The sequence below is a fragment of the Laceyella tengchongensis genome, from assembly GCF_900182735.1.
GTDB lineage: Bacteria > Bacillota > Bacilli > Thermoactinomycetales > Thermoactinomycetaceae > Laceyella > Laceyella tengchongensis.
In genome coordinates, this window is the sequence record NZ_FXTU01000007.1 from 34,800 (window position 1) to 61,716 (window position 26,917).

At 50.1% G+C, this 26,917-nt stretch carries 28 protein-coding genes and 2 other annotated features; of the genes, 1 reads left to right on the forward strand and 27 read right to left on the reverse strand.

Translation table 11 applies throughout. The annotated features are described in order from the left end of the window. Window positions 1-49 precede the first annotated feature (49 nt). The 20 genes from rpoB to QQZ12_RS13655 form a co-directional block, all read right to left on the reverse strand. The gene (gene rpoB, locus QQZ12_RS13560) at window positions 50-3,586 is read right to left on the reverse strand and encodes a DNA-directed RNA polymerase subunit beta (protein ID WP_431606313.1); all 3,537 of its coding nucleotides are present in this window, start codon (window positions 3,584-3,586) and stop codon (window positions 50-52) included. A gap of 249 nt (window positions 3,587-3,835) precedes the next feature. After that, window positions 3,836-4,438 (reverse strand): class I SAM-dependent methyltransferase, encoded by a 603-nt coding sequence (locus tag QQZ12_RS13565; RefSeq protein ID WP_102991323.1) that lies wholly within the window; start codon window positions 4,436-4,438, stop codon window positions 3,836-3,838. A gap of 200 nt (window positions 4,439-4,638) precedes the next feature. After that, entirely contained in the window at window positions 4,639-5,004 is a 366-nt protein-coding gene (gene rplL / locus QQZ12_RS13570) for a 50S ribosomal protein L7/L12 (protein WP_102991322.1), read from the reverse strand. Between the two features lie 67 nt (window positions 5,005-5,071). Then, on the reverse strand, window positions 5,072-5,584 hold the full coding sequence (rplJ, locus tag QQZ12_RS13575; protein WP_102991321.1) for a 50S ribosomal protein L10: 513 nt from the start codon (window positions 5,582-5,584) through the stop codon (window positions 5,072-5,074). A gap of 28 nt (window positions 5,585-5,612) precedes the next feature. Next, window positions 5,613-5,744 (reverse strand) — a sequence feature (ribosomal protein L10 leader region). A gap of 49 nt (window positions 5,745-5,793) precedes the next feature. Continuing rightward, entirely contained in the window at window positions 5,794-6,492 is a 699-nt protein-coding gene (gene rplA / locus QQZ12_RS13580) for a 50S ribosomal protein L1 (RefSeq protein WP_102991320.1), read from the reverse strand. Window positions 6,493-6,575: 83 nt separating this feature from the next. Continuing rightward, on the reverse strand, window positions 6,576-7,001 hold the full coding sequence (gene rplK, locus QQZ12_RS13585; RefSeq protein ID WP_022738848.1) for a 50S ribosomal protein L11: 426 nt from the start codon (window positions 6,999-7,001) through the stop codon (window positions 6,576-6,578). A 163-nt stretch (window positions 7,002-7,164) separates the two neighbouring features. Then, window positions 7,165-7,698, reverse strand: a complete 534-nt coding sequence (gene nusG, locus QQZ12_RS13590; protein ID WP_284724544.1) for a transcription termination/antitermination protein NusG — start codon at window positions 7,696-7,698, stop codon at window positions 7,165-7,167. Between the two features lie 47 nt (window positions 7,699-7,745). Continuing rightward, window positions 7,746-7,973, reverse strand: coding sequence for a preprotein translocase subunit SecE (gene secE / locus QQZ12_RS13595; RefSeq protein ID WP_102991319.1), 228 nt, complete (start codon window positions 7,971-7,973; stop codon window positions 7,746-7,748). 44 nt (window positions 7,974-8,017) lie between these two features. Continuing rightward, window positions 8,018-8,167, reverse strand: coding sequence for a 50S ribosomal protein L33 (gene rpmG, locus QQZ12_RS13600; RefSeq protein WP_022738844.1), 150 nt, complete (start codon window positions 8,165-8,167; stop codon window positions 8,018-8,020). A 326-nt stretch (window positions 8,168-8,493) separates the two neighbouring features. After that, complete coding sequence (sigH, locus tag QQZ12_RS13605; protein WP_022738842.1) at window positions 8,494-9,159, reverse strand: RNA polymerase sporulation sigma factor SigH; 666 nt, start codon at window positions 9,157-9,159, stop codon at window positions 8,494-8,496. An 83-nt stretch (window positions 9,160-9,242) separates the two neighbouring features. Continuing rightward, a complete protein-coding gene (locus QQZ12_RS13610; protein WP_102991318.1) occupies window positions 9,243-9,764 on the reverse strand; it encodes an NYN domain-containing protein in 522 nt (173 codons plus the stop codon). Further along, entirely contained in the window at window positions 9,757-10,497 is a 741-nt protein-coding gene (rlmB, locus tag QQZ12_RS13615; RefSeq protein WP_102991317.1) for a 23S rRNA (guanosine(2251)-2'-O)-methyltransferase RlmB, read from the reverse strand. Before rlmB ends, QQZ12_RS13610 begins: the two co-directional genes overlap by 8 nt. Beyond that, a complete protein-coding gene (locus tag QQZ12_RS13620; RefSeq protein ID WP_281257256.1) occupies window positions 10,490-10,924 on the reverse strand; it encodes a Mini-ribonuclease 3 in 435 nt (144 codons plus the stop codon). The genes rlmB and QQZ12_RS13620 overlap by 8 nt, the downstream gene beginning before the upstream one ends. Continuing rightward, complete coding sequence (gene cysS / locus QQZ12_RS13625) at window positions 10,921-12,327, reverse strand: cysteine--tRNA ligase (RefSeq protein ID WP_102993731.1); 1,407 nt, start codon at window positions 12,325-12,327, stop codon at window positions 10,921-10,923. Before cysS ends, QQZ12_RS13620 begins: the two co-directional genes overlap by 4 nt. Beyond that, the gene (cysE, locus tag QQZ12_RS13630; protein WP_106342787.1) at window positions 12,287-13,036 is read right to left on the reverse strand and encodes a serine O-acetyltransferase; all 750 of its coding nucleotides are present in this window, start codon (window positions 13,034-13,036) and stop codon (window positions 12,287-12,289) included. Before cysE ends, cysS begins: the two co-directional genes overlap by 41 nt. Before the next feature lie 56 nt (window positions 13,037-13,092). Next, window positions 13,093-13,322, reverse strand: a binding site (T-box leader). 26 nt (window positions 13,323-13,348) lie between these two features. Further along, on the reverse strand, window positions 13,349-14,806 hold the full coding sequence (gene gltX, locus QQZ12_RS13635; protein ID WP_284724545.1) for a glutamate--tRNA ligase: 1,458 nt from the start codon (window positions 14,804-14,806) through the stop codon (window positions 13,349-13,351). A gap of 39 nt (window positions 14,807-14,845) precedes the next feature. Then, complete coding sequence (gene ispF, locus QQZ12_RS13640) at window positions 14,846-15,325, reverse strand: 2-C-methyl-D-erythritol 2,4-cyclodiphosphate synthase (protein ID WP_102991314.1); 480 nt, start codon at window positions 15,323-15,325, stop codon at window positions 14,846-14,848. Then, window positions 15,322-16,011 carry a 2-C-methyl-D-erythritol 4-phosphate cytidylyltransferase gene (gene ispD, locus QQZ12_RS13645; RefSeq protein WP_223248007.1) on the reverse strand — a complete coding sequence of 230 codons (690 nt, stop codon included), beginning with the start codon at window positions 16,009-16,011 and terminating at the stop codon, window positions 15,322-15,324. The genes ispF and ispD overlap by 4 nt, the downstream gene beginning before the upstream one ends. 177 nt (window positions 16,012-16,188) lie before the next feature. Beyond that, window positions 16,189-17,283, reverse strand: coding sequence for a PIN/TRAM domain-containing protein (locus QQZ12_RS13650; RefSeq protein ID WP_102991313.1), 1,095 nt, complete (start codon window positions 17,281-17,283; stop codon window positions 16,189-16,191). A 124-nt stretch (window positions 17,284-17,407) separates the two neighbouring features. After that, complete coding sequence (locus QQZ12_RS13655) at window positions 17,408-17,902, reverse strand: CarD family transcriptional regulator (protein WP_262983055.1); 495 nt, start codon at window positions 17,900-17,902, stop codon at window positions 17,408-17,410. 226 nt (window positions 17,903-18,128) lie between these two features. Here QQZ12_RS13655 and QQZ12_RS13660 point away from each other — a divergent pair, with 226 nt between their 5' ends. Beyond that, window positions 18,129-18,524: a DUF1573 domain-containing protein gene (locus tag QQZ12_RS13660; protein ID WP_102991311.1), complete on the forward strand. Its 396-nt coding sequence runs from the start codon at window positions 18,129-18,131 to the stop codon at window positions 18,522-18,524. 108 nt (window positions 18,525-18,632) lie between these two features. On the opposite strand, the gene pssA is transcribed toward QQZ12_RS13660, so the two are convergent. The 7 genes from pssA to QQZ12_RS13695 form a co-directional block, all read right to left on the reverse strand. Further along, entirely contained in the window at window positions 18,633-19,340 is a 708-nt protein-coding gene (pssA, locus tag QQZ12_RS13665) for a CDP-diacylglycerol--serine O-phosphatidyltransferase (protein WP_102991310.1), read from the reverse strand. 96 nt (window positions 19,341-19,436) lie between these two features. Further along, on the reverse strand, window positions 19,437-20,510 hold the full coding sequence (gene disA, locus QQZ12_RS13670; RefSeq protein ID WP_054095555.1) for a DNA integrity scanning diadenylate cyclase DisA: 1,074 nt from the start codon (window positions 20,508-20,510) through the stop codon (window positions 19,437-19,439). Window positions 20,511-20,513: 3 nt separating this feature from the next. Beyond that, on the reverse strand, window positions 20,514-21,887 hold the full coding sequence (gene radA / locus QQZ12_RS13675; protein WP_102991309.1) for a DNA repair protein RadA: 1,374 nt from the start codon (window positions 21,885-21,887) through the stop codon (window positions 20,514-20,516). 232 nt (window positions 21,888-22,119) lie between these two features. Beyond that, window positions 22,120-24,567 (reverse strand): ATP-dependent Clp protease ATP-binding subunit, encoded by a 2,448-nt coding sequence (locus QQZ12_RS13680; protein ID WP_022738824.1) that lies wholly within the window; start codon window positions 24,565-24,567, stop codon window positions 22,120-22,122. A 123-nt stretch (window positions 24,568-24,690) separates the two neighbouring features. Next, the gene (gene mcsB / locus QQZ12_RS13685; RefSeq protein WP_102991308.1) at window positions 24,691-25,773 is read right to left on the reverse strand and encodes a protein-arginine kinase McsB; all 1,083 of its coding nucleotides are present in this window, start codon (window positions 25,771-25,773) and stop codon (window positions 24,691-24,693) included. Window positions 25,774-25,784: 11 nt separating this feature from the next. After that, window positions 25,785-26,294 (reverse strand): protein-arginine kinase activator protein McsA, encoded by a 510-nt coding sequence (mcsA, locus tag QQZ12_RS13690; protein ID WP_022738821.1) that lies wholly within the window; start codon window positions 26,292-26,294, stop codon window positions 25,785-25,787. A gap of 6 nt (window positions 26,295-26,300) precedes the next feature. Beyond that, complete coding sequence (locus tag QQZ12_RS13695; protein ID WP_022738820.1) at window positions 26,301-26,771, reverse strand: CtsR family transcriptional regulator; 471 nt, start codon at window positions 26,769-26,771, stop codon at window positions 26,301-26,303. Window positions 26,772-26,917 lie beyond the last annotated feature (146 nt).

Sequence of the window (26,917 nt, forward strand, 5' to 3'; positions counted from 1 at the left end):
ATCCCGTTGCATGCGCAGGGGCGCGCATCACGCCCCCTGCATGCGACGATCAAGAGTTTGAGTGAGCAGTATCCTCCTCAAGCAGATCAAAACCGAGCTTATCACTTGCCGATTCCTCATCCTCATCCAATTCACGCATCTCAATTTCTTGCTCGTCTTCGGAAAGGATTTTCACATCCATACCCAAGCTTTGCAACTCTTTGATCAATACCTTGAATGATTCAGGCACTCCCGGCTCCGGCACGTTTTCACCTTTGACAATGGACTCGTAGGTTTTTACGCGGCCGACAACGTCGTCTGATTTGACCGTGAGAATCTCTTGCAGTGTGTGCGCGGCACCATATGCTTCCAGCGCCCACACCTCCATCTCACCAAATCGTTGTCCACCAAATTGCGCTTTACCACCGAGCGGTTGCTGGGTAACCAAGGAGTAAGGACCTGTGGAACGCGCGTGAATTTTGTCATCAACCATGTGCGCCAACTTGATCATGTACATGACCCCAACGGTGACGCGATTTTCGAACGGCTCTCCCGTGCGTCCATCATAAAGAATCGTTTTGCCGTCTTCATCCAAGCCCGCTTCCTTCAACGTTTCAAACACATCGTTTTCAGTTGCCCCGTCAAAGACAGGCGTAGCCATATGCAGGTTTAGTGCTTTGGCCGCCATGCCCAAGTGAACCTCAAGCACCTGACCGATATTCATCCGCGACGGAACGCCCAGCGGGTTCAAGACAACTTGAACTGGCGTACCATCTGGCAAAAACGGCATGTCCTCTTCAGGCATGATCCGGGCGATAACCCCTTTGTTACCGTGGCGTCCAGCCATTTTGTCCCCTTCGGAGATTTTCCGTTTCTGCGCGATGTAGACGCGCACCAATTGATTCACACCTGGCGGCAACTCATCGCCGTTTTCACGGGTGAAGACTTTCACGTCTACGACGATTCCGTCTTGACCGTGTGGCACGCGGAGTGACGTGTCGCGAACTTCCCGTGCTTTCTCACCGAAGATCGCGTGCAACAGCCGTTCTTCCGCGGTCAGTTCGGTCACCCCTTTTGGCGTCACCTTCCCGACCAGGATGTCTCCCGGCTTGATCTCTGCACCGACACGAATAATTCCGCGCTCATCGAGGTTTTTGAGGGCATCTTCACCCACATTTGGAATGTCGCGGGTAATTTCTTCCGGTCCCAGCTTGGTGTCTCTCGCTTCACTTTCCAACTTCTCAATGTGAATCGAGGTATAGACATCTTCCTTCACCAATTTCTCGCTCAGCAAAATGGCATCCTCGTAGTTGTAACCTTCCCAAGTCATGAAGGCCACCACAACGTTGCGTCCCAATGCCATTTCCCCTTGCTCGGTGGATGGGCCATCCGCTAGGACGTCGCCCACTTTTACTTTTTCCCCCGTGCGGACAACTGGCCGTTGGTTGATGCAAGTGCCTTGGTTGGAACGAGAGAACTTGGTGAGCTTGTATTTGTCAATGTCTCCTTCAATCAGGCGACCGTCAATTTCTTGCTCTTGCCGTACCCAAATTTCGTCTGCGGACACACGGACAACCGTACCCGGCCGTTTCGCACGAACCATCACGCCAGAGTCACGGGCAGCCACGTGTTCCATACCCGTTCCGATGAACGGCGCCTCTGGTCTTAACAACGGCACCGCTTGCCGCTGCATGTTCGAACCCATCAGCGCGCGGTTGGAGTCGTCGTTTTCCAAGAAGGGGATGCATGCCGTAGCCACGGACACAACCTGTTTAGGCGAAACGTCCATATAATCCACCCGGTCGCGGGGGACGTTGATAATCTCCGAACGATGGCGGACCGTCACCATATCATCGGCGAAGGTGTTGTCTTCATTTAGTGGTGCGTTAGCCTGCGCCACATAGTAGTTGTCCTCTTCATCCGCCGTGAGGAAATCAATCCGATCCGTCACCTGACCCGTGTCGGGATCGACGTGACGATAGGGGGTTTCGATAAAGCCATACTCATTGACACGCGCAAATGTCGACAAGGAGTTGATCAAACCGATGTTCGGACCCTCAGGAGTTTCGATCGGACACATCCGACCATAGTGTGAGTGGTGAACGTCACGCACTTCAAACCCTGCGCGCTCCCGGGTCAAACCACCAGGACCAAGCGCCGACAGACGGCGTTTGTGAGTTAGCTCAGCCAACGGGTTGGTTTGGTCCATGAACTGAGACAACTGGCTACTACCGAAAAACTCTTTAATTGCCGCGATGACCGGACGAATATTGATCAACGCTTGCGGTGTGATCGCGTTGGCGTCTTGAATCGACATCCGTTCGCGCACTACCCGCTCCATCCGCGACAAACCGATGCGGAACTGGTTTTGCAACAGCTCCCCTACAGAACGCAGGCGCCGATTGCCCAAATGGTCGATATCATCCGTGCTTCCCACTCCGTACAGCAAATTGACGAAATAGCTGATCGAAGCGATGATGTCAGACGGGGTAATATGTTTGATCTCATCAGATACTTCTGCATTGGAGATCACTTTGGTCACTTTGCTCTCGTCATTGGGCGCAAAGATGTGCACAGCTTGCAACGAGATCGGCCCATCATCGGGAACGCCTCCACGCACTTTGTGCTCCTTGCGGCCAAATGCCTTCTCGCCTGTCAGATACGGAAGGAGTTTGTCTAGGACGCGGCGTTCCAGCACCGTCCCTGTTTCCGCCAAGATCTCACCTGTTTCCGGATTCACGACAGGCTCAGCCAGCTTCTGATTGAGCAAACGATTTTTGATGTGCAGTTTTTTATTGATTTTATAACGTCCCACAGCGGCCAAATCATAACGCTTCGGATCAAAGAACCGGGCGTATAAGAGGCTGCGAGCGTTTTCCGCTGTTGGCGGTTCGCCTGGACGCAAACGTTCGTAGATTTCAATCAGTGCTTTTTCAGTGTTTCCTGTGTTGTCTTTGTCTAGGGTGTTACGAATGTATTCGTCATCCCCTAGCAAGTCAATGATTTCCGCATCGCTACTAAAGCCGAGCGCGCGTAACAGAACCGTCACAGGAATCTTGCGCGTGCGGTCGATGCGAACATATATAATATCTTTGGCGTCGGTTTCAAACTCCAGCCACGCACCGCGGTTTGGGATCACCGTCGCCGTGTAAGTTGTTTTCCCGTTCTTGTCCGCTTTCGTGTTATAATACACACTAGGTGAACGCACCAACTGGCTGACGATTACGCGTTCTGCGCCATTGATGATAAAGGTACCCGTTTCGGTCATGAGCGGGAAGTCGCCCATAAAGACTTCTTGCTCTTTTACTTCGCCCGTCTCTTTGTTGATGAGGCGCACTTTGACACGAAGCGGTGCGGCATAGGTCACCTGATGATCTTTCGCCTCTTCAACGGTGTATTTTGGTTCACCCAGGCTATAGTCGATAAACTCAAGTACAAGGTTACCGGTAAAATCCTCGATTGGCGAAATATCGCGGAACATTTCACGCAAACCAACATCAAGGAACCAGTCATAAGACTTTTGCTGAATCTCAATCAGATTCGGCAGCTCGAGAACCTCATTAATGCGAGCATAGCTACGACGTTGCCGACGACCACATGGGATCATTTTACCAGCCAAACAAACTCCCCCCTCGCATCCAGTCGAAAGCCGCTCAATATTAAGCGACTAATCACGGTAAAAAAAGAAAATGAGTGAATACGCAACCTCATTTTACCTAGAAGCAGTCTATTTACCTATTTTATCCAGCCCAATATGTGATTAAACAGGCTGGTTGGCCACACATACCAAAAAAAACCAGCCTCAAATGTTGAGACTTTCTGCAATTTAAAACACTATCACAAGCGGATACCGAAGTCAATGCCCTTGTGCGCAAATAATCCAATACCCTTTCTTTTGCTCAACCACTTCCACATCTTGAAAATATGATGCCAACTCTTTTTTTGCAGAAGCAGCACCTTGTTGTTTGCGAATCACAATCCATAGTGATCCATCAGGAACCAACGCGTCAGCCGCTTCGCGAAACAAACGATAAATCGTCTCTTTTCCAGTGCGGATCGGCGGATTGAACAAAATGCAGTCGAACTGTTGGCCGTGAATCGCTGAAAAGCCATCGCTTTTCAAGACTTGCACCATGCCATCTACGCGATTTCTCCGCGTGTTTTGTTCAGCGAGCTTGACCGCCCGTTCATTCACATCAACCATGACCACTGTGGTCTGGGGTACCGCTTTGGCGATAGCAATCCCTATCGCTCCATAACCGCAACCAAGATCTAGCACACGGGAACCCGGTTCAATCTGCGCTGTCTCCACCAGAAGTCGACTACCATAGTCAACCCCTTTTTTGGAAAAAACGCCGGCGTCTGTATGAAAACGCAAAGAATGTCCGCGCAGTTCGGCCATCACTTCCCGCTCTTCGCTTTTGGCCAGCGGATTCGCTGAAAAGTAGTGTTCACTCACGGTACATAACTCCTTCCACAGCATTACCCGGTCATGCGTTTATGTTAATGCAAGGCAAAATCCAACTCATCTGTCTGTCACTGCAAGGGAGAGCTACGCAGAGCCAAAGGAGCATTGCCTCCCTAGCCTGCACAAAACCACCCTTACAATAAAAGAGACCCGCCGACCGACGACGGCGGGTCCGGCCGGAGTCAAGCTTATTACTTGATTTCCACAGATGCACCGGCTTCTTCGAGTTCTGCTTTGATTTTTTCTGCTTCTTCTTTGGATACGCCTTCTTTGATTGGAGCAGGAGTTCCGTCAACCAGCGCTTTTGCTTCTTTCAGGCCCAGGCCAGTGATGCCACGAACCACTTTGATAACGTTGATTTTGGAGCTACCAGCGCTTGCCAGGATTACATCGAATTCGGTTTTCTCTTCAGCAGCTTCTCCGCCACCTACTGCGTTACCCATTACAACCGGAGCCGCAGCAGTTACGCCGAATTCTTCTTCAATTGCTTTTACCAAGTCGTTCAGTTCGAGAACGCTCATACCTTTAATCGCTTCAATGATTTGTTCTTTCGTCATGAAAGGAAACCTCCCTATATACAGATCTAGTTATTTTTCAAATGCCGTTCGGCTTACTCAAGCCGCATTACGCTTCTTGTGCTTCGCCAGCTTCTCCGTCTTTGTCAGCAACTGCTTTAACAGCAAGCGCGAAGTTGCGCATCGGCGCTTGCAGCACGCTGAGAAGCATGGACAAGAGGCCTTCGCGGTTTGGCAGCTCAGCCAGCGCCTTAATCTCATCAAGGCTTACTGCTCTGCCTTCTACGATACCGCCCTTGATTTCCAGCTCTTTGTTGTTCTTCGCAAACTTGTGAAGCACTTTAGCTGGAGCAACGACATCCTCATAGCTGAAAGCAACTGCGGATGGGCCGGTCAGGTGCTGGTTCAAATCTTCCATTCCCACTTGCTCAGCAGCACGGCGGGTCAAGGTGTTTTTCAAAACCTGCATCTCTACGCCAGCTTCACGCAACTCTTTACGCAGCTCGTTCATTTGTTTAACGTTCAAACCGCGATAGTCAGCTACGATGGTTGTTTTACTGCGGGTCAGTTTATCCGCGATTTCTTTAACAATTACTTTTTTCTGCTCGATTGCTTTGGACATGCGGTACACCTCCTCATCAGGAGTTTTTGAAGAAATAAGAAAAAGCCTCCGCAGGCAGTCGAAGGCTAGGCTTTGTCAAAGACAACAGCGCAAGCTCCTCGGCAGGATATTAAGCGGATCAATCCGCACCTACTGTCTACGGTAGCTTCTTATTCGATTTTAAACAGCGATTACATGTTACCCAACCTCGCTGCAAAAGTCAAGCGTTATTAGCGACCGGACAAACGTTGCGCGTTTACGGCTACACCAGGACCCATGGTGGAAGAAACGGTAACGCTCTTCATGTAGGTGCCTTTTGCAGCAGCCGGTTTTGCTTTCACCAACGCTTCAGCAAGTGCAAGTAAGTTTTCTTCCAGTTTCTCAACCGGGAAGGAAACTTTACCAATTGCGGCATGCACGTTGCCGGCCTTATCAGCACGGTACTCAATTTTACCCGCTTTGATCTCGTTTACGGCTTTGGCTACTTCAAAAGTAACCGTACCCGTTTTCGGGTTTGGCATGAGGCCTTTCGGACCGAGAGTCCGTCCCAGACGGCCCACTTGACCCATCATGTCAGGAGTGGCCACAACAACGTCAAATTCGAACCAACCTTGGGCCACTTTGTTGATGAGGTCCTCATCTCCTACGAAATCCGCACCAGCGGCTTCCGCCTCTTTTGCCTTTTCACCTTTCGCGAATACGAGAACGCGTTTGGTTTTCCCCGTGCCGTGAGGAAGCACAACAGCACCTCTCACTTGTTGATCTGCCTTCTTGGTGTCAATACCCAAGCGGAAAGCAGCTTCCACGGTTTCATCAAATTTAGCGACAGAAATTTCTTTCACGAGCGCCAATGCTTCTTTGGGCTCATAAACTTTGTCACGATCAACTTTTTTGATCGCTTCCATGTACTTTTTACCATGTTTTGCCACCGACAGTTCCTCCTTTCGTGGTCGTAGCGGAAGATCCTCCCACAAGCCTCACTCTACTCGTGGCAGAGTAGGCAGGCTTTCTATTAGTCTTCGATTACGATGCCCATGCTACGCGCGGTTCCTTCGATCATGCGCATAGCCGCTTCCACGCTTGCAGCGTTTAAGTCGGGCATTTTCAACTCGGCGATCTCACGCACTTTGTCGCGTTTCACGGTCGCCACTTTCTTTTTGTTCGGTTCACCGGAACCGGACTCAATCCCGGCTGCTTTTTTCAGAAGTACAGCAGCTGGCGGGGTTTTAGTGATGAAGGTAAAAGAACGGTCTTCAAAAACCGTGATTTCTACCGGAATAATCAAACCGGCTTGATCAGCAGTGCGGGCATTGAACTCTTTACAGAATCCCATGATGTTCACACCAGCTTGACCGAGCGCCGGACCTACTGGCGGTGCTGGATTAGCTTTACCAGCGGGAATTTGCAGCTTGACCACTTTAATCACTTTTTTGGCCACGCTAACCAACCTCCTTCAAACATGTGGTTTTCTCGGGTATTACCCTCCCACGGAAAGGCAAGCTCCCTCTTCTTCTAACGGGCTTGCGCTCGCCCCAAAGATGGGGGTAACAAACAAAAATACTTTATCACAACATGGCACAAAACAAAAGTTCTTTGCCAGATTAAATTTTTTCCACTTGGAAGAAGTCCAATTCTATAGGCGTTTCACGGCCAAACATATTGACCATGACTTTGAGTTTCGAACGGTTCATGTCGATCTCTTCGATCCGGCCGACAAAATTGGCGAAAGGCCCTTCTTTCACCTTTACTGTCTCAGCAACTTCAAAGTCGACGGTAGCTTTGGACTCATCCATACCCATTTGGCGCAGAATCGCGACAACCTCATCCGGCAAAAGGGGGGTTGGTTTTGAACCCGCCCCTGATGAACCGACGAAACCGGTTACCCCAGGCGTGTTCCGCACGACATACCACGAGTCATCGGTCATGATCATCTCTACCAGCACATAACCCGGAAAGACCTTACGCATGACGGATTTTTTCTTGCCGTCCTTATGCTCGATCTCCTCTTCCATCGGAACGAGGACACGAAAAATTTTGTCCTGCATATCCATCGAGTGAACCCGCTTTTCCAGGTTGGTTTTCACCTTGTTCTCGTAGCCAGAATACGTGTGAACCACATACCAATTCTTTTCCATGCTCACCAGGGCCTAAAGCCCTGTACCCCCCTTATGATTCATTCCACCTATTTCGTGATCATGCGAACCAATTGCAAGATCCCTTGATCGACAATGAAGAAAAAGAGCGCCAAAACCAGCACTGTCAAGACGACAACCATTGTGTAGTTCACCATCTCTTGCCGGTTTGGCCAGCGCACTTTTTTCAACTCTTGGACGCTACCACGGAAGAAGCCAGACGTGCCTGAAACACTTTTCTTGATTCCGCGTCCGATGTTTGCGAGAAAAGCTGCCATGGCTGTCACCCCCATCTTGATATCAAGCGTTCAAACCCAGCCGCTTATTTCGTTTCGCGATGTGCTGTATGCGCATTGCAACGCGGACAAAACTTCTTCAGCTCCATGCGATCTGGATGCTTCCGTTTGTTTTTGGTCAGCGCGTAGTTGCGTTCACGACATACCGTGCAAGCCAATGTGATATTCACCCGCATGCCGACACCTCCTCTATTTGTTAATCACCGTTCGAGTGGATTTTATTATAGAAAATACCCAAATTACATTAACATACCCCTGACTTCCTGTCAATGTGAAACCCTCTGCCAATTCATTATTGACAAGTTCTACCCCGTTTCATAACCAACCCTTTCCTCCATTTGGTAAACGAAGGTTTATTTGTCGACAAACAACATTCATCATTCATACCACAACTTTTTATATCCTTAAAAAAGGAGAATGATGATTTTTGTCGAATTAAACAAAAAACAGGTGTGATCACCTGTTTTTAAAGGGCCTGCAACCCATTGATTCCTTTTTTGTTTTATAGAGAGATTTCCCGTACTTCCAGATATCTCTCGAGTTTGCGCTTTACTCGTTGCAACGCGTTGTCGATTGACTTAACGTGTCGATTTAAGTCGACGGCGATCTCCTGATAAGATCGTCCATCGAGGTACAGCATCAAAACTTTGCGTTCCAAATCACTTAGAATTTTCGATATTTTATCTTCAATATCGTTATACTCTTCCTGGCTAATGTAGATTTCTTCTGGGTTTGATAGACTGCCTGGAATCTTGTCTAACAATGTCCGATCTGTGTCATCATCGTATGCGGGCTTGTCCAAAGATACATATGAGTTGAGTGGAATGTGCTTCTGACGAGTGGCTGTTTTGATTGCTGTGATTATTTGGCGCGTTATGCACAATTCGGCAAATGCTTTGAAGGATGCCAGCTTGTCACCTTTAAAATCCCGAATCGCTTTGAATAAGCCAATCATCCCTTCCTGAACAATGTCTTCATGATCGGCCCCGATCAAGAAGTAGGATCTCGCTTTCGCCCTGACAAAATTTTTGTACTTATTAATCAAATATTCAAGCGCTTGATGATCACCTACACGTACGCCATAAACCAGCTCTTCGTCGGCCATTGTCTTGTAGTCAACCTCGTTGTCGTAAACGACAGAATTACTGGATTGAAGTTCTACGCTCACCACTTTCCCTCCCGACCAAGTAGCCTATAAACCCATAGTAACGTTATTATAGCCGAATAGAAACAAAAACGTCAAATTTTCACCTATTTTTTCCTTCTCCATTTATCAAGCATCTGCCGCAACTCCCGGCTCAATCTGTCTTCCAATGTGTTTCTGACTTGGTTTTCCTCCTCTTTTCTCAATTTTTCGCTTAAATTCTTTTTGGCCACGCGAATTTCTTCCAACAATTCGCGTGACGAAATGCGGTATGCCCCCTGCCCAAACACCATCCGCTGTTCCAAATAGTCGGATGTGGCCACGTAGATGGCTCGATGGGGGCTTTTATTTTTTTTGACAAAGCTTTCGATGAATTCGTCTGCTGTCTCATCGCGACGGGTATAATAGACGAACACTTTTTCCTGGTTGGTTTTCACTCCCGCCCCCGGTTTCTGGTGCGCATCAAACACCAAATGCACCTGCCGGCCCGTCATCGCCTGATACTCGGACAGATCCCGAATCAACTTGACTCTCTCCTCTTCAAGCGACGCGGGATGCCACTTCACTTCAGGATCCGCCCCTATGACATTGTATCCGTCCACAACCAACCATTCTTCGCGCTTAACCATGGGTGCTTCGCCCGCGCAACACCTCATACATGAGCACACCAGCGGCCACGGAGGCGTTGAGGGAAGTCACTTTGCCAAGCATGGGCAACTTGACCAGAAAATCGCACTTCTTCTTGAGGAGAGAGCTCATCCCCTGTCCTTCGCTACCAATGATCAGCGCTAGGGGCATCTGATAATCAATTTGGGTATACTCAGCTTTGGCCGACCCATCACTACCAACCAGCCACAATCCCCGATCTTTAAGCTCGTCCGCTACTCGGTTGAGGTTAGTCACTTTTGCTACCGGCACATACTCGATCGCGCCTGCGGAAGTTTTGGCAACTACAGAAGTGAGACCCACCGCGCGGCGTTTTGGAATAATGACCCCATGCGCTCCAACAGCATCAGCCGTCCGCAAAACTGAACCCAGATTGTGCGGATCCTCCAAACCATCCAACAAGATGAAGAAAGGCATTTCCTTTCTTTCCTCTGCCCGGCGGAACAGATCCTCCAAGCTGGCGTAGCGATAAGCTGCCACTTGCGCCATAACCCCCTGGTGGTTACCCCCTTCCGCAAGCTGATCCAAGCGGGCGCGGGGGACAAATTGTGTGGGAATTCCCTCGTTTTTGCTTTTCTTCAAGATTTCTTGGATGTTTCCTTTTTGAATGCCATCCGCCAGCAAGATTTTTTCCACTTCCCGTCCGGAACGAAGTGCTTCCAGAACAGCGTGCCTACCCAAAATCCAATCACTCATCTTCGGTGTGCTCCTTTTCAACAATGTCTAATATTTGACTCATCAAAGTTTGAAGGCGCGTCTCTTGCTTTGAACAATACAGATAGCCCACCAACGCTTCCAAGCCCGTGCTGTGGCGGTAGTCTGTCACGCTCGCATGTTTGGGAACGCTCCCCGACTTGGCGTTGCGGCCTCGTCGGAGAACTTCCATTTCCTCATCGGTCAGTCGAGCTTCAATCGCCCGATACACTTTCGCTTGGGCGACCGCTGAAACAAACCGCGTCGCTTCTTTCTGCAATTCGCGCGGACGCACAATGCCTTTGGCCAGCAAATGATGCCGTACATAAACTTCGTATATCGCATCCCCCATGTATGCCAGCAACAGCGGATTGATCTCCCGCGGCGATTTAGCAAGGGAAGAGGTCATGCCCAGTAGCAATTCGTTCATTTCCGTTTCCACCTTACCCCTTGCGGTGTGTCCTCTAGCACAATCCCACGCGCAAGCAATTGGTCGCGAATCTCATCCGCACGCTGGAAATTGCGCTCTTTTCTAGCCTGCTGGCGTTCGGCGATCAACGCTTCGATCTCCGCGTCCAGGCTTTCTTCCTCATCCAATTGAACTAAGCCTAACACCTGTTGGCCATGGATGCGGAACCATTCAAGCAACGCCATAATGGAGCCTTTGGAAACCACGGCTTCCGCTACTGTTTCGTTGGCTAGTTTGACGGCCTCAAATATGACGCTGATCGCATTAGCCGTGTTGAAGTCGTCATTCATGGCTTCACGGAACGCCTCTGTCATCTGCTCCAAGCGATTCAACAGCTCTTTAGAGGCCTCTCCGTCCATCGCTACGGTCGCGCGGTGCTTCAGATTGTCTACCGCCGTTTGCATCCGTTCCACACTGCCTTGGGCTTGTTGCATCACCTCGTCGCTGAACACAATTGGATTCCGATAATGCGTAGACAACAGGAAATACCGCAACGTCTTGGGATCATATTCGCGGCGTAATTCAACCACCTGACGAACATTTCCAAGTGACTTCGACATTTTTTCATTTCCCATTTTCATGTAACCGTTATGCAACCAATAGTTGACAAACGTTTTTCCCGTCCACGCCTCACTCTGGGCAATCTCGTTTTCATGGTGCGGAAAGCACAAATCCGCTCCGCCAGCATGGATATCCAAGGTGTCCCCTAAGTATTTTCGGGCCATGGCCGAGCACTCGATGTGCCAACCGGGGCGCCCTTCTCCCCAAGGCGTTTGCCATCTGATTTCGCCTGGTTCCTTGGCTGCTTTCCACAGCGCAAAATCCATCGGATGCTCTTTTTGCTCATTCACATCAATGCGGGCTCCCGCCTTCAGTTCATCCAAAGATTGATGAGACAGTTTCCCATAGTTTTCTTTCTTGAGCGAGCGGAAGTAGACATCCCCGTCTTTGACATACGCATAACCTCGATCGATCAGCGCCTGGATGGCTTCGATCATCTCCGGGATGTGCTCAGTTGCCCGCGGGTGGACATCCGCCCTTTCCACACCCAAAGCATCCATGTCCTCAAAGTAAGCCTTGATATAGCGCTCAGCAATTTCAGGGACAGACAGGCCCGTCTCTTTGGAAGCATTGATCAGGCGATCATCCACATCTGTGAAGTTTTGCACGTAAGTAACCCGATAGCCCGCCTGGCGCAAATAACGGCGTACCACATCAAAGAACACAAACACGCGCGCATTGCCAATATGAATGTAGTTGTATACCGTCGGGCCGCAGACATACATCCGCACTTCGCCCTCGTGAACCGGTTTGAATTCTTCTTTACTCTTGGTCAGTGTGTTGTAAAGCCGGATGGTCATTATCTTTATTTCCTCCTTGCTCGTTACGAGCAGATGATTCATCTTGTTGCCCTTGCTTCAATTTCTCTACTTCTTCTTTCAAAGCTTGGATCTCAGCCTGCATGGAACGACAAAGTTCGGCAATCGGGTCAGGCAAATTGACCTGGTCAAGATCATTTTGCACCCGAATCCCATCTTGTATCACAACCCGTCCCGGCACTCCGACGACGGTCGAATTAGGCGGGACATCGCGCAATACCACCGAACCGGCGCCAATCTTGGCGAAACGGCCAATGCGGATCGAACCCAACACCTTCGCTCCTGAAGCGATCATCACATGATCTTCAATGGTTGGATGCCGCTTGCCTTTTTCTTTACCGGTTCCTCCCAATGTTACCCCTTGATAGATGGTCACATAATCGCCGATTTCGCATGTTTCCCCAATAACAACCCCCATCCCATGGTCGATGAAGACGCCCCGTCCAATCTTGGCGCCCGGATGGATTTCAATCCCTGTAAAAAAGCGGCTGATTTGCGAAATGGCACGGGCGATAAAAAAGAGCCGCCGTTTGAAAAACCAATGTGCCAATCGATGCGCCCAAATGGCATGAAGACCTGAATAGGTGATCACCACTTCCCATGTGCTTCTCGCTGCCGGATCCCGATCAAACACCGCTTGGACGTCCGCTTGCAATACTCTCCGCGTCTCCGCAATACGGCTAAATAACGACATCACCTGTTCCCCTCCCAAGTGTGTGTAAATAAAAAACGCCTCCGCAGCAACAATGCTGCAGAGACGGTTATGCCCGCGGTTCCACTCTGCTTGAATTCCGCAAACGCAGAATTCCCCTTCACCCTATAACGGCGGGTACCGGAACGCTCCTACATGGGCGCAATCGCCCGTTTCAGAGGTCAGCTCATGGGCGCATTTCAGAACCGTTCCGGATAGGGTTTCGCACCAACCAACCCCTCTCTGGCATCCAGTCACGCTTCCTACTTTTCCCATTCATCGCTTTTGGCGTTAACATTATTTTGTCCGACGAGCTTAGGCCTTGTCAATCTGTTGTTGCAAACGGCTTCTCACCGTCTCAAGGCCGATGAGCGCGAGCGACTCCCGCAAGTCTGGACCGTGCACGACACCCGTGACAGCGGCGCGCACGGGCATAAACAGCTGTTTTCCTTTATGCCCCGTCTCTTTTTGCACCTGCTTGAAAATGTCTTTGAGCGCGTCGGTTTCCAATGTCTCCAAGGCATCCAACTTATTTAGGAAGGAAGACAGCACCTCTGGTACATGCGGCGCCGACAGCACTTCTTTGGCTTCCTCGGTCACTTTGTACTCTTCTTGGAAGAAAAGGTCAGTCAATTCCACAATTTGGGCCACGTATTCCAATTGCTCTTGATACAGAGCGATCACCCGAGTCACCCACGCCCGCTGTTCATCGGACAGAGGCAACGTGATACGGCCCGCCTTTTCCAAGTATGGCAACGCCAAGTCGACAATTCGTTCCAACGGCGCCTTTTTAATATATTGCCCATTCATCCATTTCAACTTGCCCGTGTCAAAGATAGCTGGCGCTTTGGAAACGCGTTCCAACGAAAAGCGTTCCACCAATTCCTCTTTGCTGAAGATCTCTTCTTCCCCTTCAGGAGACCAACCCAAGAGGGAGAGGAAGTTGAGAATGGCTTCCGGCAAATAGCCCAAATCCTTGTACTGATCAATGAATTGAATGATGCTTTCATCCCGTTTGCTCATTTTCTTGCCTTCTGCATTCAGAATGAGCGGGATGTGGGCGAATTGAGGCGTTTCAAAACCCAACGCCTGATAGATCAAAACTTGTTTCGGCGTGTTGGACAAATGCTCTTCCCCGCGGATGACATGGGTGATTTTCATCAGAGCATCATCCACCACAACAGCGAAATTGTAAATCGGCCGGCCATCCGGACGACGAATCACAAAATCGCCAATACCGTCTGTTTCAAACTTCACTTTGCCACGGATCGCATCGTCGATCTCGATCACTTGCCCTTCTGGCACACGGAAGCGTACGCTCGGCACACGACCTTCGGCCTCATACTTCGCTCGTTGTTCTGGTGTCAGATCGCGATCCCAACCACTGTACTTCGGCGCTTCTCCCCGCGCCAATTGCTCTTCCCGTTCCTTGTCGATCTCTTCCTGGGTTGCATAGCTCAAATACGCTTTTCCCTCGGCTAACAATTGATCGATGTACCGATTGTAGATGTCCATCCGTTCCATACAACGGTAAGGCGCATACGGGCCGCCCACATCGACCGATTCGTCCCAATCGATCCCAAGCCATTTCAGCATATCCATTTGCTTCTTGTCAGCACCCGGCACATTCCGTTCTGTGTCGGTATCCTCGATGCGCACGATAAAGTCGCCGCCCTGCTGTTTAGCCAACAGATAGCTGAACAAAGCCGTCCGCGCGCCACCAATGTGCAAATGCCCCGTCGGGCTTGGAGCATATCGTGTTCGAATCTTCATCTCATCCATGACTCCTTTGCTATAACAATATATGCGGTTTTATGCTTTGTTGACCAGACAAACGACGGCCATGGCTGCGATGCCCTCGCCTCTTCCGGTGAAACCGAGCTTTTCCGTCGTCGTCGCTTTCACATTCACTTGTTCTGGGTTCCCCTCCAACAAAGCAGCGATCCGTTTTTGCATCGCTGGAATGTGGGGAGCCATTTTCGGTTGCTGGGCGATGATGGTGCAATCAACATTTCCCAGGCAATAACCCTTTTCTTTCACCAAGGACCATACCGTTTCCAACAACTTGGCGCTGTCTGCCCCTTTGTATGCGGGATCGGTATCTGGAAAATGTTTGCCAATGTCCCCCAAAGCCAATGCGCCCAACACGGCATCCGTGATCGCATGCAACAACACATCCGCATCGGAATGCCCGATCAAACCTTTCTCATAAGGAATCTGAACCCCTCCAATGATCAAGGGCACATTCGGTCCCAACTGATGCACATCAAACCCTTGTCCGATTCGGATCATATGCTCTTTCCCCTCATTTGATATATCGCTTCTGCCACCGCCAAATCATCGGGCGTCGTCAACTTGATATTGGTATACTCGCCTTCAACCACTCGTACATCTATCCCTAGCTCTTCCACCAACATAGCGTCATCCGTCACCGAGGCGCCGGTCTTCCGGCCTTGCTCATGCGCTTCCATCAGCATGTCGGTTCGAAACGCTTGAGGTGTTTGCACAGCCCACAATCGCTTGCGTTCTGGCGTTTCCTCCACCACTCCCGCGGCATCCACCATTTTGACCGTCTCTTTCACCGGAACAGCCAATATAGCCGCGCCATGCATTTTGACCGCCTCCAACAGACGAGAAATTGCCTCCCTGCTGACAAACGGCCGCACAGCATCATGAACCAACACCCATTCAGTGGAGAGCACCCGCAAGCCGTTGTACACGCTGTCTTGACGCTCGCGCCCCCCCACGACGACATGCGTCACTTTCCGCAATCCCGCATCCGCAACCAGTTGACGCACACGCGCCACTTCTTCTTCCCGGACCGCAAGGACAATTTCGTCCACCTCCGGGTGGGTCTCAAATATATGTAACGTATGAATCAAGACAGGCTTTCCTTGAAAAGACAGAAATTGTTTGCTTTCCTTGGAGCCCATCCGCTTGCCCAGGCCGGCTGCGGGAATCACCACACCAACACTCAAGAGAACTATCTCCTTTCAAACACACAAATGCCCGTCTTCGGTTTAGGATAAACCAATCACGGGCCACTCGCAATCCGTTTTCATCAAGAAAAGGGGGCAATCCACCACATCGGCGCGGAGTGGCCCCCTTCTCCCAATTCATTGGATAACCCTCGATAGCCAACCCATCCCCAAACCTTACAGTGCACGCTCCAACAGCTTTGGTTTGGCGAAGATCATGCGGCCGGCCGAAGTTTGCAACACACTGGTAACCAGCACATCAATGCGGTCTCCGATGTAGTCGCGACCGCCTTCGATGACGATCATGGTGCCATCATCGAGATAAGCGACACCCTGTCCATGCTCTTTGCCATCCTTGATCACTTGAACGTTGATCTCCTCACCCGGCAACACAACTGGTTTGACAGCATTGGCCAAGTCGTTGATGTTGAGCACACTCACTCCTTGCAATTCACACACTTTGTTCAAGTTGAAGTCATTGGTAACGACTTTCCCAGACAAGACTTTGGCCAACTTCACCAGCTTGCTGTCCACTTCTTGCACTTCCTCGAAGTCACCTTCATAGATCAGGACTTTCACATCAAGCTCTTTTTGGATTTTGTTGAGAATATCCAATCCGCGCCGTCCACGATTCCTTTTCAGCACATCGGAGGAATCCGCGATGTGTTGCAATTCTTCTAGGACAAAGCTTGGAATGACCAACGTACCTTCCAAAAAGCCCGTGCGGCAGATGTCAGCGATGCGCCCATCAATGATCACACTGGTATCCAAGATTTTGTGTTCAGAAAAGTGCTTTTCATCCTTTTTATTGCGCCCTTCCCTATTTTGACGCCCAGCTGTAAAGATAGAGATAAGTTCGTCACGCTTTTTATATCCCACTCTGAATCCGAGATAGCCGAACAACCCAGAGATGATAAACGGCAATATACGATTGATGACCGGAATTGGCAATTGGGTCAGCGGCATTTGGATCAACACGGCCACGATCAAGCCGGAAACCAGACCCAGCGCTCCAAAGATCCCATCGATTGCCGGAATCTTGATCAATCTCTCTTCGCTCCAGCGAATCCACTTCACCACATTGTCTGAAATCCAATACGTAGAGATGAACAATGCCGCTGCGCCCAAGGCGGCGCCAATGTAATGTGGGGCCGGAACTTCACCGAAATTCAGAGGAGATTTTTGAAGCAACCCGAAAAACCTTTCCCCATAATAATACCCTACAGATGCACCGATCAAGGTCAAAGCCAATTGCACAAAACGTTTTAGCACGGGGCTTCACCTCCTCCCAAAACCAAAGTCCCCTACTACCATTATAGACATTCTGCGAAAATGAAAACCCAGACAAACGCAATTTCTTATGACCGTTTTGTAAACTCGACAATAAAAAGAAAAATTAGTTCTTCTTCGCTAAAATTCCATCAATTAGTTCAAAAGCTTGTTCTTCGTCCAGATCGCGCGCCAACGCCAATTCACTGATCAGAATCTGCTTGGCATTATCCAGCATTTTGCGTTCGCCCGTGGACAACCCTTTTTCTGCATCCCTCAACATCAATGAGTGCACCACGTCGGCCACTTCATGAATATCACCGCTTTTCATTTTGTCCAAATTGGCTCGATAGCGACGGTTCCAATTGGATGTGTCCGTGATCTCCTGATTTCTCATGCGATCAAGCACTTCGCTTACTGTGTCTTCGTCGACAACTTCTCTGAGTCCGATGCTTTCGACATTGCGCATGGGAACCATCACTTTCATATCCCCAATAGGCATCCTCATCACATAGTACTTCTGCCGCTCACCCAAAATTTCCTTTTCCTCGATCGACTCGATGATACCCGCACCATGCATGGGATAAACCACTTTATCGCCAATATTGAACAAAACACCCACCTCCGAGAGGGCAATATCTATTTCCAAGATATCACAAAATTACACTCCCGTCAATAAAATAAAAAAGTTTATATTAGCACATAAATCCACGCTTCGTCAATATGTGAGCCCCGGAAAAGTTATTGTCTGTTTAGATGGAAAATTGACACGATTGTAGAATCGTCTATATAATAAAATTAGTGAACCCGGATTTTAGTTTCACCATTCCCCATGCGAGGTGAAGGCGATGAGTGAAGACAACCTTCATTCTTTTCAAGAGCAGGTGGCTGACCTTTTGCTTCGGCACCGTAGCTTTTTGGATGTGACATCCAAATTGCAGGAAGCGAATGCGCGCGTGGTTCGCGCTTTGATGAAAGCCGTGACCGAATGCGGTTGTATCGAAGTCAACGCTTGCCGGCAGGCTTTTCCTGAAGACTTGACCACATCCGACTGGAAAAGACACTTCCAAACTCATCTTTCCGGCAAGCTGTGTGATCATTGCTTGGATGTCGTCAAACACGAAATGGGTAAACATCTCTTTTATGTGGCCGCGCTGTGCAACCTCCTGCACATCTCCATTCCCGAAGTGCTGAAGCAAGAATCGGATCATCTGTCTACACTCGGGGTTTTTCATCTTCGTTAGTCGATCTTCGCCCAAAAGACAAACGGGTTTCGCATACCCTTGCAATGTCCGACCGCCAAATCGGCGGCATAAAAAACAACCCTGCATCGCAACAGGGTTGTTTGTTGTCTATTTGAGCTCTTCGACGGGATCTTCGTTGTCTTTCCGCTTCAGTTCCAACGACTTTTTCACGCCGTATACGGCATACAACGCCAACGGCACAAACATCACTTTCGGCAGTTCATACGGGAACCGGAAAGCGGCAACCGCGATCATGATCAAAAACAGTGGTGCCAACCAAATCGCCGACTTCGGCAACCCGACTTTTTTAAACGTCGGATATTTCACTTGACTGATCATCAAATACGACAAAAACAGCATTGCAATCATAAGCGCCACTTTGTTGGGCAACATGTCACTGTACAAGGCCATCGTTGCCAGTATTCCTCCGGCGGCCGTAATAGGCAATCCGATGAAATACCCCGGCTCACCCGGATGAACATTGAAGCGCGCCAACCGCAGTGCGCCACAGATCGGGAAGATGGCCGTAACCAACCAACCCAAAGGGCCCATTTCGCTCAACGTCGTCCCGAACATGATGATCGCAGGCGCAACACCAAAAGAAATAACATCCGATAATGAGTCCAGCTCTTTTCCAAATTCGCTCTGCGTATTAAGCATGCGGGCGACCCGTCCGTCCAATCCATCCAACAGCATGCCGACAATCACCATGATGGCCGCATATTGCCAGGAATGCTGAATGGCTAAAATAATCGAGATGACACCGAGAAACAAGTTGCCAACCGTAAAACAACTGGGCAACGCCTTCGCAAACATAAGGGAACCTCCTAACAAGTGTCAACGGGTGGTTATGAGCCCATCCCACTTCCCTGTTTTCGTTCAATTTGCTTTAGTGGTTACATTCTAGGTTATTTAGATATGTCTGTCAATAAACACCTGTTCCTGAATCCGCTTCAATCCTTCTTTAATCGTGCGTGCCCGCACATGCCCAATACCTTCCACATCATCCAATTCCTCTATGGTCGCCATCATAATCCGCGACAGGTTTTCAAAGCGCGAAACCAGCTTGAAAATGATGTTGGATGGCAAGCGCGGAATTTTGTTGAGAATGCGGTATCCTTTTGGCGAAACCGATTCTTCCTGGATGTTCACATTGCCCACATACCCCAACATCCGTACCAGAAGGGAGTGCTCTAACAACTCATCGGCGGACAGCTTTTGCAGTTCGCAGAAGACCGTTTGCGGTTCAATCTCGGGATTCAGACAGTAATCCCTGATCAACAACTCCGCCTCCTCCTCCACATCAGCCACGAGTTCTTCCAGTTGCATGCTGATGAGTCGCCCTTCCGTCCCCAACTCATGAATGTACGTTTCAATCTCTCGCTTGATGCGTAAGACCATCTCCACCCGTTGTAACACGAGTGCCACTTCACTTAGGGTAACCAATTCCTCGAATTCCAACGCAGTCAAATTGGTTGTTGTTTGATCCAAGACAGATTTATATTTCTCCAGTGTCTGCACCGCTTGATTCGCCTTGGTGAGGATCACACCAATATCTTTCAATGCGTACCGAAAATGCCCTTTGTACAATGTAATGATATTCCTGCGCTGAGAAATGGACACAACCAACTTACCGGTTTGCTTTGCCGTTCTTTGAGCCGTCCGGTGACGGATTCCCGTCTCGGTTGAAGGAATGTCCGAGCTGGGTACCAATTGGGCATTGGCGTACAATATCCGTTTCCCGTCATTGCTTAAGATGATGGCGCCGTCCATTTTGGCGAGTTCGTACAGAAAAGCCGGCGTAAACGGGCAATCAATGTGAAATCCTCCGTCCACGATTTCCCGGACGCTATCGTCATAGCCGATAACGATCAATGCACCTGTTTTGGCGCCCAGCACATTGTCCAACCCTTCGCGCAATGTGGTGCCCGGAGCGATTAAGCGCAACATCTCACTGGAACTTGTTTCTTTTTGCTCGTCTTTCACTCATTACCCCCCCAACGCCACACGCAATGCTTCTTCTAATGTATGCACCCCTATCAGTTCCACCCCTTCCGGCGGCGTCCAGCCCCGCCGGTTCTTCTCCGGAATGACGACACGTCGAAATCCCATATTTGCCGCTTCCGCCACTCGCTGTTCAATGCGCGAAACGCCACGCACTTCCCCCGTCAGTCCTACCTCGCCGATGAACAAATCGTGCGCGGATGTAGAAACATCGCGAAAACTTGAGGCCAAGCTGATGGCCATGGCCAAATCGACGGCTGGTTCGTCCAACCGTACTCCGCCAACCACATTGATATAGGCATCCTGATTTTGCAGGAAAAAGCCGAGACGTTTCTCCAACACCGCCATAATCATGGTGACGCGGTTGTGATCAACCCCGGTTGCCATTCGTTTGGGCGTGGCAAAACTTGTAGGCGCGACCAGGGCCTGTAACTCAATCAAAACTGGCCGGGTTCCCTCGATACTTGCGGCCACAGCAGTACCAGGAGCGCCCACGGGCCTTCCCGACAAAAACATCTCCGAGGGGTTATCCACTTCTGCCAATCCACTTTCCTTCATTTCAAACACGCCGATTTCATTGGTCGATCCAAACCGGTTTTTGACTGCCCTGAGCACCCGATACGTATGGTGGCGCTCCCCTTCAAAATACAAAACGCAATCCACCATGTGCTCCAACATCCTCGGCCCAGCGATCGCCCCCGCTTTGGTCACATGACCCACGATGATGATCGCCATGCCTCTGTCCTTGGCCCAACGCATCAGCGTGCCGGTGCATTCCCGCACTTGTGCAACGCTGCCTGGTGCAGACATCACTTCTGGATGAAACACCGTTTGAATGGAGTCAACCACCATCAATTTCGGCTTGTTTTCATCCATGAGGCTTTCGATGGCAGTCAAATTGGTTTCGGAAGCAACCAATAAGTTCTCGCTCAACGCTCCAAGCCGATCAGCGCGAATGCGGATCTGCTCCGTCGATTCTTCCCCCGATACATATAAGATGGGCAACCCGCGCTTGGCTAATTCATGTGACGCTTGCAGAAGCAACGTCGATTTCCCGATTCCCGGGTCACCTCCGACCAAAATAAAAGAACCCGGCACCAAGCCTCCGCCCAAAACGCGGTTCAATTCGTTGATGCCCGTGTCGGAACGCGGCTGATCCAGCTTCTCCACTTGCGTAATCGGCGTCGCTTTTTCATGTTTGTCACGGATTTTTAACCCCGTGCCCGGAATGATGGCCGCTTTGCTATCCATCTCTTCCACCATAGCATTCCAGGTTCCGCATCCTGGGCAACGCCCCATCCATTTGGCCGATTCATATCCGCATTCCTGGCACACAAACTTGGTCTTTTTTTTCGCCACAGCTCGTCCCCTACTCACTTCTATTATATTTACTCCTCATTATAACAAATATCTTGACAAAAACATCATGTTACAAATCCGTTTTTTAACCTTCCTCACTTTAAAATAGGCTTTGTTTTCCCACGGCATCAACCAGGTCATTTGTATTTTTTATGATGTTTTTATATTCTTTTGATGACAAGTCCAACGGAAAAACCACTCACCGTCCCGTAGGCAGTGAGTGGTCGTCTGCTTATTGTGCCGCGCCTTTCGTGGTCTCTTCCTTTTCAACCACCAATTGTCCATCTCTGTAGTCGATCAGCACCGACTCGCCCCGAGAAATGTTGCCGCGCAACAATTCTTCAGAGAGGCGGTCTTCGATATGCTTCTGGATGGCTCGACGGAGCGGCCGAGCACCGTAAGTTGGGTCAAACCCTTCTTTGGCCAAATGTTTTTTCGCGCTGTCTGTGAGTCGGAAATCAATCTCTTGCTCTCTCAGTCTTCTTCTGAGCTCTTCAGCCATTAACGACACGATTTCCTCCAAATGCTCTTCCCGTAGCGAATGGAAGACGATCAGATCGTCAATGCGGTTTAGGAATTCCGGACGGAATGATTTTTTCAGCTCTTCCATCACGTTTTGCTTCATTTGCTCATAGTCATCTTTAGCTGTATCGCCAACGGTGAAGCCCAAGCGTCCGCTCTTCTTGATCGTGGAAGCACCTGCGTTAGAGGTCATAATGATGATGGTGTTGCGGAAGTCGACCGTCCGCCCTTTGCCATCGGTCAGCCGTCCATCTTCCAACACTTGCAATAGAATGTTAAACACCTCAGGGTGCGCTTTCTCCACCTCATCGAAGAGAACAACAGAGTAAGGCTTGCGGCGTACTTTCTCCGTCAGCTGCCCGCCTTCTTCATATCCCACGTATCCTGGCGGGGAACCGACCAAGCGGCTAGTGGAGTGTTTCTCCATGTACTCGGACATGTCAATTCGGATCATCGCATCTTCATCACCGAACATCGCTTCCGCCAGTGCGCGAGCCAGCTCGGTTTTCCCTACGCCCGTCGGGCCGAGGAAAATGAATGAACCGATCGGGCGCTTGGGATCCTTCAACCCCGCCCGAGCGCGGCGGATAGCACGTGCGACTGATTTCACCGCTTCTTCTTGCCCGATGACGCGGTTATGCAGAATCTCCTCCATGTTCAATAAGCGTTCTGACTCTTCCTGTGCCAGCTTTTTGACCGGAATCCCCGTCCAGTTGGACACCACATCGGCGATATCTTCGGCGGTGACTTCGGAATCCGTCTTCCCTTGGTCTTGCTTCCAATTATTGCGGGTCACTTCAATTTCTTCCCGCAGTTTTTGTTCGGTGTCTCTTAGTGAAGCCGCCTTTTCAAACTCCTGGCTTTGCACAGCCGCGTCTTTTTCTTTCTTAATTTCTTCTAAGCTCTGCTCTAGCTTTTTCAATTCAGGCGGAACCATATATGATTTGAGGCGCACTTTGGACGCTGCTTCGTCGATCAAGTCAATCGCTTTATCGGGCAGATACCGATCCGTAATGTAACGGTCCGACAACTTCACCGCTTGTTCAATCGCTTCATCCGTGATTTTCACACGATGGTGCGCTTCATAGCGGTCACGTAGTCCCTGCAAAATCAAGAAGGCCTCTTCAATGCTCGGCTCATCCACCAAGATCGGTTGGAAACGGCGCTCCAAAGCCGCATCTTTTTCAATGTATTTGCGATACTCATCCAAGGTGGTCGCCCCGATGCATTGCAATTCCCCACGAGCCAGTGCTGGCTTCAGGATGTTGGACGCGTCAATGGCGCCTTCTGCCCCACCTGCACCAATCAAGGTGTGAAGCTCATCGATAAAGAGAATGATATTTCCCGCTTGACGAATCTCATCCATGATCTTTTTCAGCCGATCCTCAAATTCGCCGCGGTATTTGGTTCCGGCAACCACCGTACCCATATCCAGCGTCATCACGCGTTTGCCGCGCAAGGTCTCCGGAATTTCCCCATCGACGATGCGTTGCGCCAGCCCTTCGGCCACCGCCGTCTTACCAACGCCCGGTTCCCCGATCAGCACTGGGTTGTTTTTGGTTCGGCGGGACAAGACTTGAATCACCCGCTCGATTTCTTTGCTACGGCCAATTACGGGATCGAGATTGCCATCACGGGCCGCCGCAGTCAAATCGCGAGCCAAACCGTCCAGCGTCGGGGTGTTCACATGATTGTTGGCACCAGGATGATTGGACAACGCCTCGCTTGAACCAAGCAATTGCAACACTTGTTGACGTGCTTTGTTCAAGCTCACTCCCAAGTTGTTCAACACCCGGGCCGCCACCCCTTCCCCTTCGCGGATCAAGCCGAGGAGAATGTGCTCCGTCCCCACGTAGGTGTGACCCAACTTGCGCGCTTCATCCATCGAGAGTTCAATTACTTTCTTAGCGCGAGGAGTGTAAGCGATGTTGCTTGGTTGATTTTGGCCGCGGCCGATCAGGTTCTCAACCTCTTTGGATATTTTCTCCAAGCCCAATCCAAGAGCAACCAACGCTTTGGCGGCGATGCCTTCACCCTCTCGCACCAGGCCCAACAGGATATGTTCGGTGCCAATGTTATTGTGACCGAGACGAACTGCCTCTTCTTGCGCTAACGCCAACACCTTCTGCGCACGCTCCGTAAATCGACCAAACATCATAGTTAACACCTCACCTTTACTAGTCGTTCTTAGCGAACGTTTTTTGTGAGCTTAGTACGACTGTACTCCGCCGAGCGGAGTTTCTTATCCCGTTCTTAGCGAACGTTCTTCTATGTGTGCATTTTATTGCTCTTTCGTTTGCTCCATGGCCAACCGCTCCCGGATCAGCCGTGCGCGCCGGATGTCCCGTTGCTCGGGATTGAGCCGTTGGTTTGCATAACTTTGCAAGAATCCCGGCTGCGTCATCACCATCAACTCATTCATCACATTGGCCGACACACCGAGGATCAAGCCCATGTCCACACCCAACCGCACATCGGACAGGCGTTTCATCGCCTCATTGGAATCAATGATCCGCGCATGAGCCAAGATCCCGTAAGACCGGTGCACCCTGTCTTCCAATTGGGTCAGGGACATCTCTTGAAGCCTCCGTCTAGCTATTTGCTCATGTTCGATCATCTGTCGAACAACTCCTTGCAAGTTATCCAAAATCTCTTCTTCCGATTGTCCCAAGGTGACTTGGTTGGAAACTTGGTAGAGCTGCCCCAACGCTTCACTGCCTTCGCCGTAAATTCCCCGCACGGCCAAACCCACCTGGGTGATAGCTGGAATCAGCCGGTTCAACTGTTGGGTCATGGCCAACGCCGGCAAATGAACCATGACTGACGCCCGAATTCCCGTGCCGACATTGGTCGGACAGCTGGTCAAATATCCGTATCCACCTTCAAACGCGTATGTGAGGTGTTTCTCCAACCAATTGTCGATCTGGCTGGCCAGTTCCCAAGCCTTCTCCAACTGCAAGCCGGGGAACAACACTTGAATCCGGATGTGATCTTCTTCATTGATCATGATGCTCACCGACTCGTCCTGGCTCAACAACACCGCGCCGTGTCGTGATTCCTCCGCCAGCATCGGGCTGATCAAATGCTTCTCGACCAACACGCGTTTTTCCAGATCAGTGAGGTCGGACATGCGAATCAATTCCGCGTCTTTGAGGACTGCCAACCGGTCTTTATCATTCTTCCAGGCTTCTTCCACTCTGCGCACCACTTCTTCGGCTTGCGACTGGGTGCTCAACAGGGGAAACGGCAAGCCGTCCAAGTTGCGGGCGATGCGCACGCGGCTAGAGAACACAATATCCGACTGCGGTCCTTTGACGCGCATCCATTCACTGATCGCATTTTGTATAAAATGTTCAAGCGACATGCGAATCACCCCTATTTTTCCAATTGCTCTTGCAATGAACGGATTTGGTCGCGCAGGCGGGCGGCTTCTTCAAATTCTTCCGTTTCAATCTTGGCCGCCAACTCGGCTTTCAATTGTTCCAATTCCTTTTTCAGCTTTAATTCCCCTTGCGCGCGCTCCGGGATTTTCCCACGGTGCGTGGAATGCCCATGCACCCTTCTCAACAGGGGGTCAAGCCGCTCTCGAAATGTCTTGTAACAGTCACCACAACCGAAACGGCCGATTTTGCTGAACTGATTATACGTCAACCCACAGGTATTGCATCGCAATGTTTGTGGTTTATATGCTTCTTGAGGAGAGGAGTTAAAATTGAGCAACCCAGACAACAGTTGATGGAAAGAAAATCCATGTTCAAATCCAGGCATAACTTCGCCTTTTTCTTGGGCACACACTTCGCACAGATGGAATTCCGTTTTTTCCCCATTCACTATCTTCGTGTAATGAAGTGTGGCCGGCCGTTTTCCGCATTCGGGACAGAGCATCGGCCGTCACTCTCCTTTGCTTGTAAATAATGTTGAGATAAGGATCCGCATCATCCGCGCCCGCATCTGGTCGCGCAACGGAATCGGCAATTGCAACGTTTCCCGGGAAATCAGGCGTTGCATCAACACCGCTTCCCGTTTAGTCATTAACTTCTCTTCAACCAACCGAATGATCACGTGTTCCGCTGTCAGTTGCGGAACGGCCTCACCAATCTGATCGAGCATCTCTTCAAACACTTCACGGCGATTTTGGAAACGAACCTTTTGAATGCGTATATAACCGCCTCCGCCCCTTTTACTTTCCACAATATACCCTTTTTCCACCGTGAAGCGGGTGCTGATGACGTAATTGATTTGTGACGGAACGCATTGGAAAATATCAGCCAATTCGCTTCGTTTTACCTCGATGACGCCTGTCTCGCTCTCATTCAGTATTTTCTTCAGATACCGTTCAATAATGTCCGAAATACTGTTCATTCGGACAACCTCCTGCTGACTTTGACTAACTTTGACCTTATGCTTAAATTATAGATAAAAATGCCCACATTGCCAATACCCTTCTGTGGTTATTTTGGACCAAAAACATCATATTCATTACCTCCTTTTCGCTTTTTAGGAGGGGA

Excerpts from the sequence above, each read along its gene's own strand:
- nusG (WP_284724544.1), bottom strand. The coding sequence starts at position 7,698 with ATGGAAAAGAATTGGTATGTGGTTCACACGTATTCTGGCTACGAGAAC.
- mcsB (WP_102991308.1), bottom strand. The coding sequence starts at position 25,773 with ATGTCGCTTGAACATTTTATACAAAATGCGATCAGTGAATGGATGCGC.
- QQZ12_RS13680 (WP_022738824.1), bottom strand. The coding sequence starts at position 24,567 with ATGATGTTTGGTCGATTTACGGAGCGTGCGCAGAAGGTGTTGGCGTTA.
- rpmG (WP_022738844.1), bottom strand. The coding sequence starts at position 8,167 with ATGCGGGTGAATATCACATTGGCTTGCACGGTATGTCGTGAACGCAAC.
- QQZ12_RS13695 (WP_022738820.1), bottom strand. The coding sequence starts at position 26,771 with ATGAACAGTATTTCGGACATTATTGAACGGTATCTGAAGAAAATACTG.
- secE (WP_102991319.1), bottom strand. The coding sequence starts at position 7,973 with ATGGCAGCTTTTCTCGCAAACATCGGACGCGGAATCAAGAAAAGTGTT.
- gltX (WP_284724545.1), bottom strand. The coding sequence starts at position 14,806 with ATGAAGATTCGAACACGATATGCTCCAAGCCCGACGGGGCATTTGCAC.
- QQZ12_RS13620 (WP_281257256.1), bottom strand. The coding sequence starts at position 10,924 with ATGAACGAATTGCTACTGGGCATGACCTCTTCCCTTGCTAAATCGCCG.
- ispF (WP_102991314.1), bottom strand. The coding sequence starts at position 15,325 with ATGATCCGAATCGGACAAGGGTTTGATGTGCATCAGTTGGGACCGAAT.
- rplJ (WP_102991321.1), bottom strand. The coding sequence starts at position 5,584 with ATGTCCAAAGCAATCGAGCAGAAAAAAGTAATTGTTAAAGAAATCGCG.
- rplL (WP_102991322.1), bottom strand. The coding sequence starts at position 5,004 with ATGACGAAAGAACAAATCATTGAAGCGATTAAAGGTATGAGCGTTCTC.
- cysE (WP_106342787.1), bottom strand. The coding sequence starts at position 13,036 with ATGTCGTTATTTAGCCGTATTGCGGAGACGCGGAGAGTATTGCAAGCG.
- mcsA (WP_022738821.1), bottom strand. The coding sequence starts at position 26,294 with ATGCTCTGTCCCGAATGCGGAAAACGGCCGGCCACACTTCATTACACG.
- rpoB (WP_431606313.1), bottom strand. The coding sequence starts at position 3,586 with ATGATCCCATGTGGTCGTCGGCAACGTCGTAGCTATGCTCGCATTAAT.
- rlmB (WP_102991317.1), bottom strand. The coding sequence starts at position 10,497 with ATGAGTGATTGGATTTTGGGTAGGCACGCTGTTCTGGAAGCACTTCGT.
- QQZ12_RS13660 (WP_102991311.1), top strand. The coding sequence starts at position 18,129 with ATGAGTGAAGACAACCTTCATTCTTTTCAAGAGCAGGTGGCTGACCTT.
- QQZ12_RS13610 (WP_102991318.1), bottom strand. The coding sequence starts at position 9,764 with ATGGTTAAGCGCGAAGAATGGTTGGTTGTGGACGGATACAATGTCATA.
- pssA (WP_102991310.1), bottom strand. The coding sequence starts at position 19,340 with ATGTTTGCGAAGGCGTTGCCCAGTTGTTTTACGGTTGGCAACTTGTTT.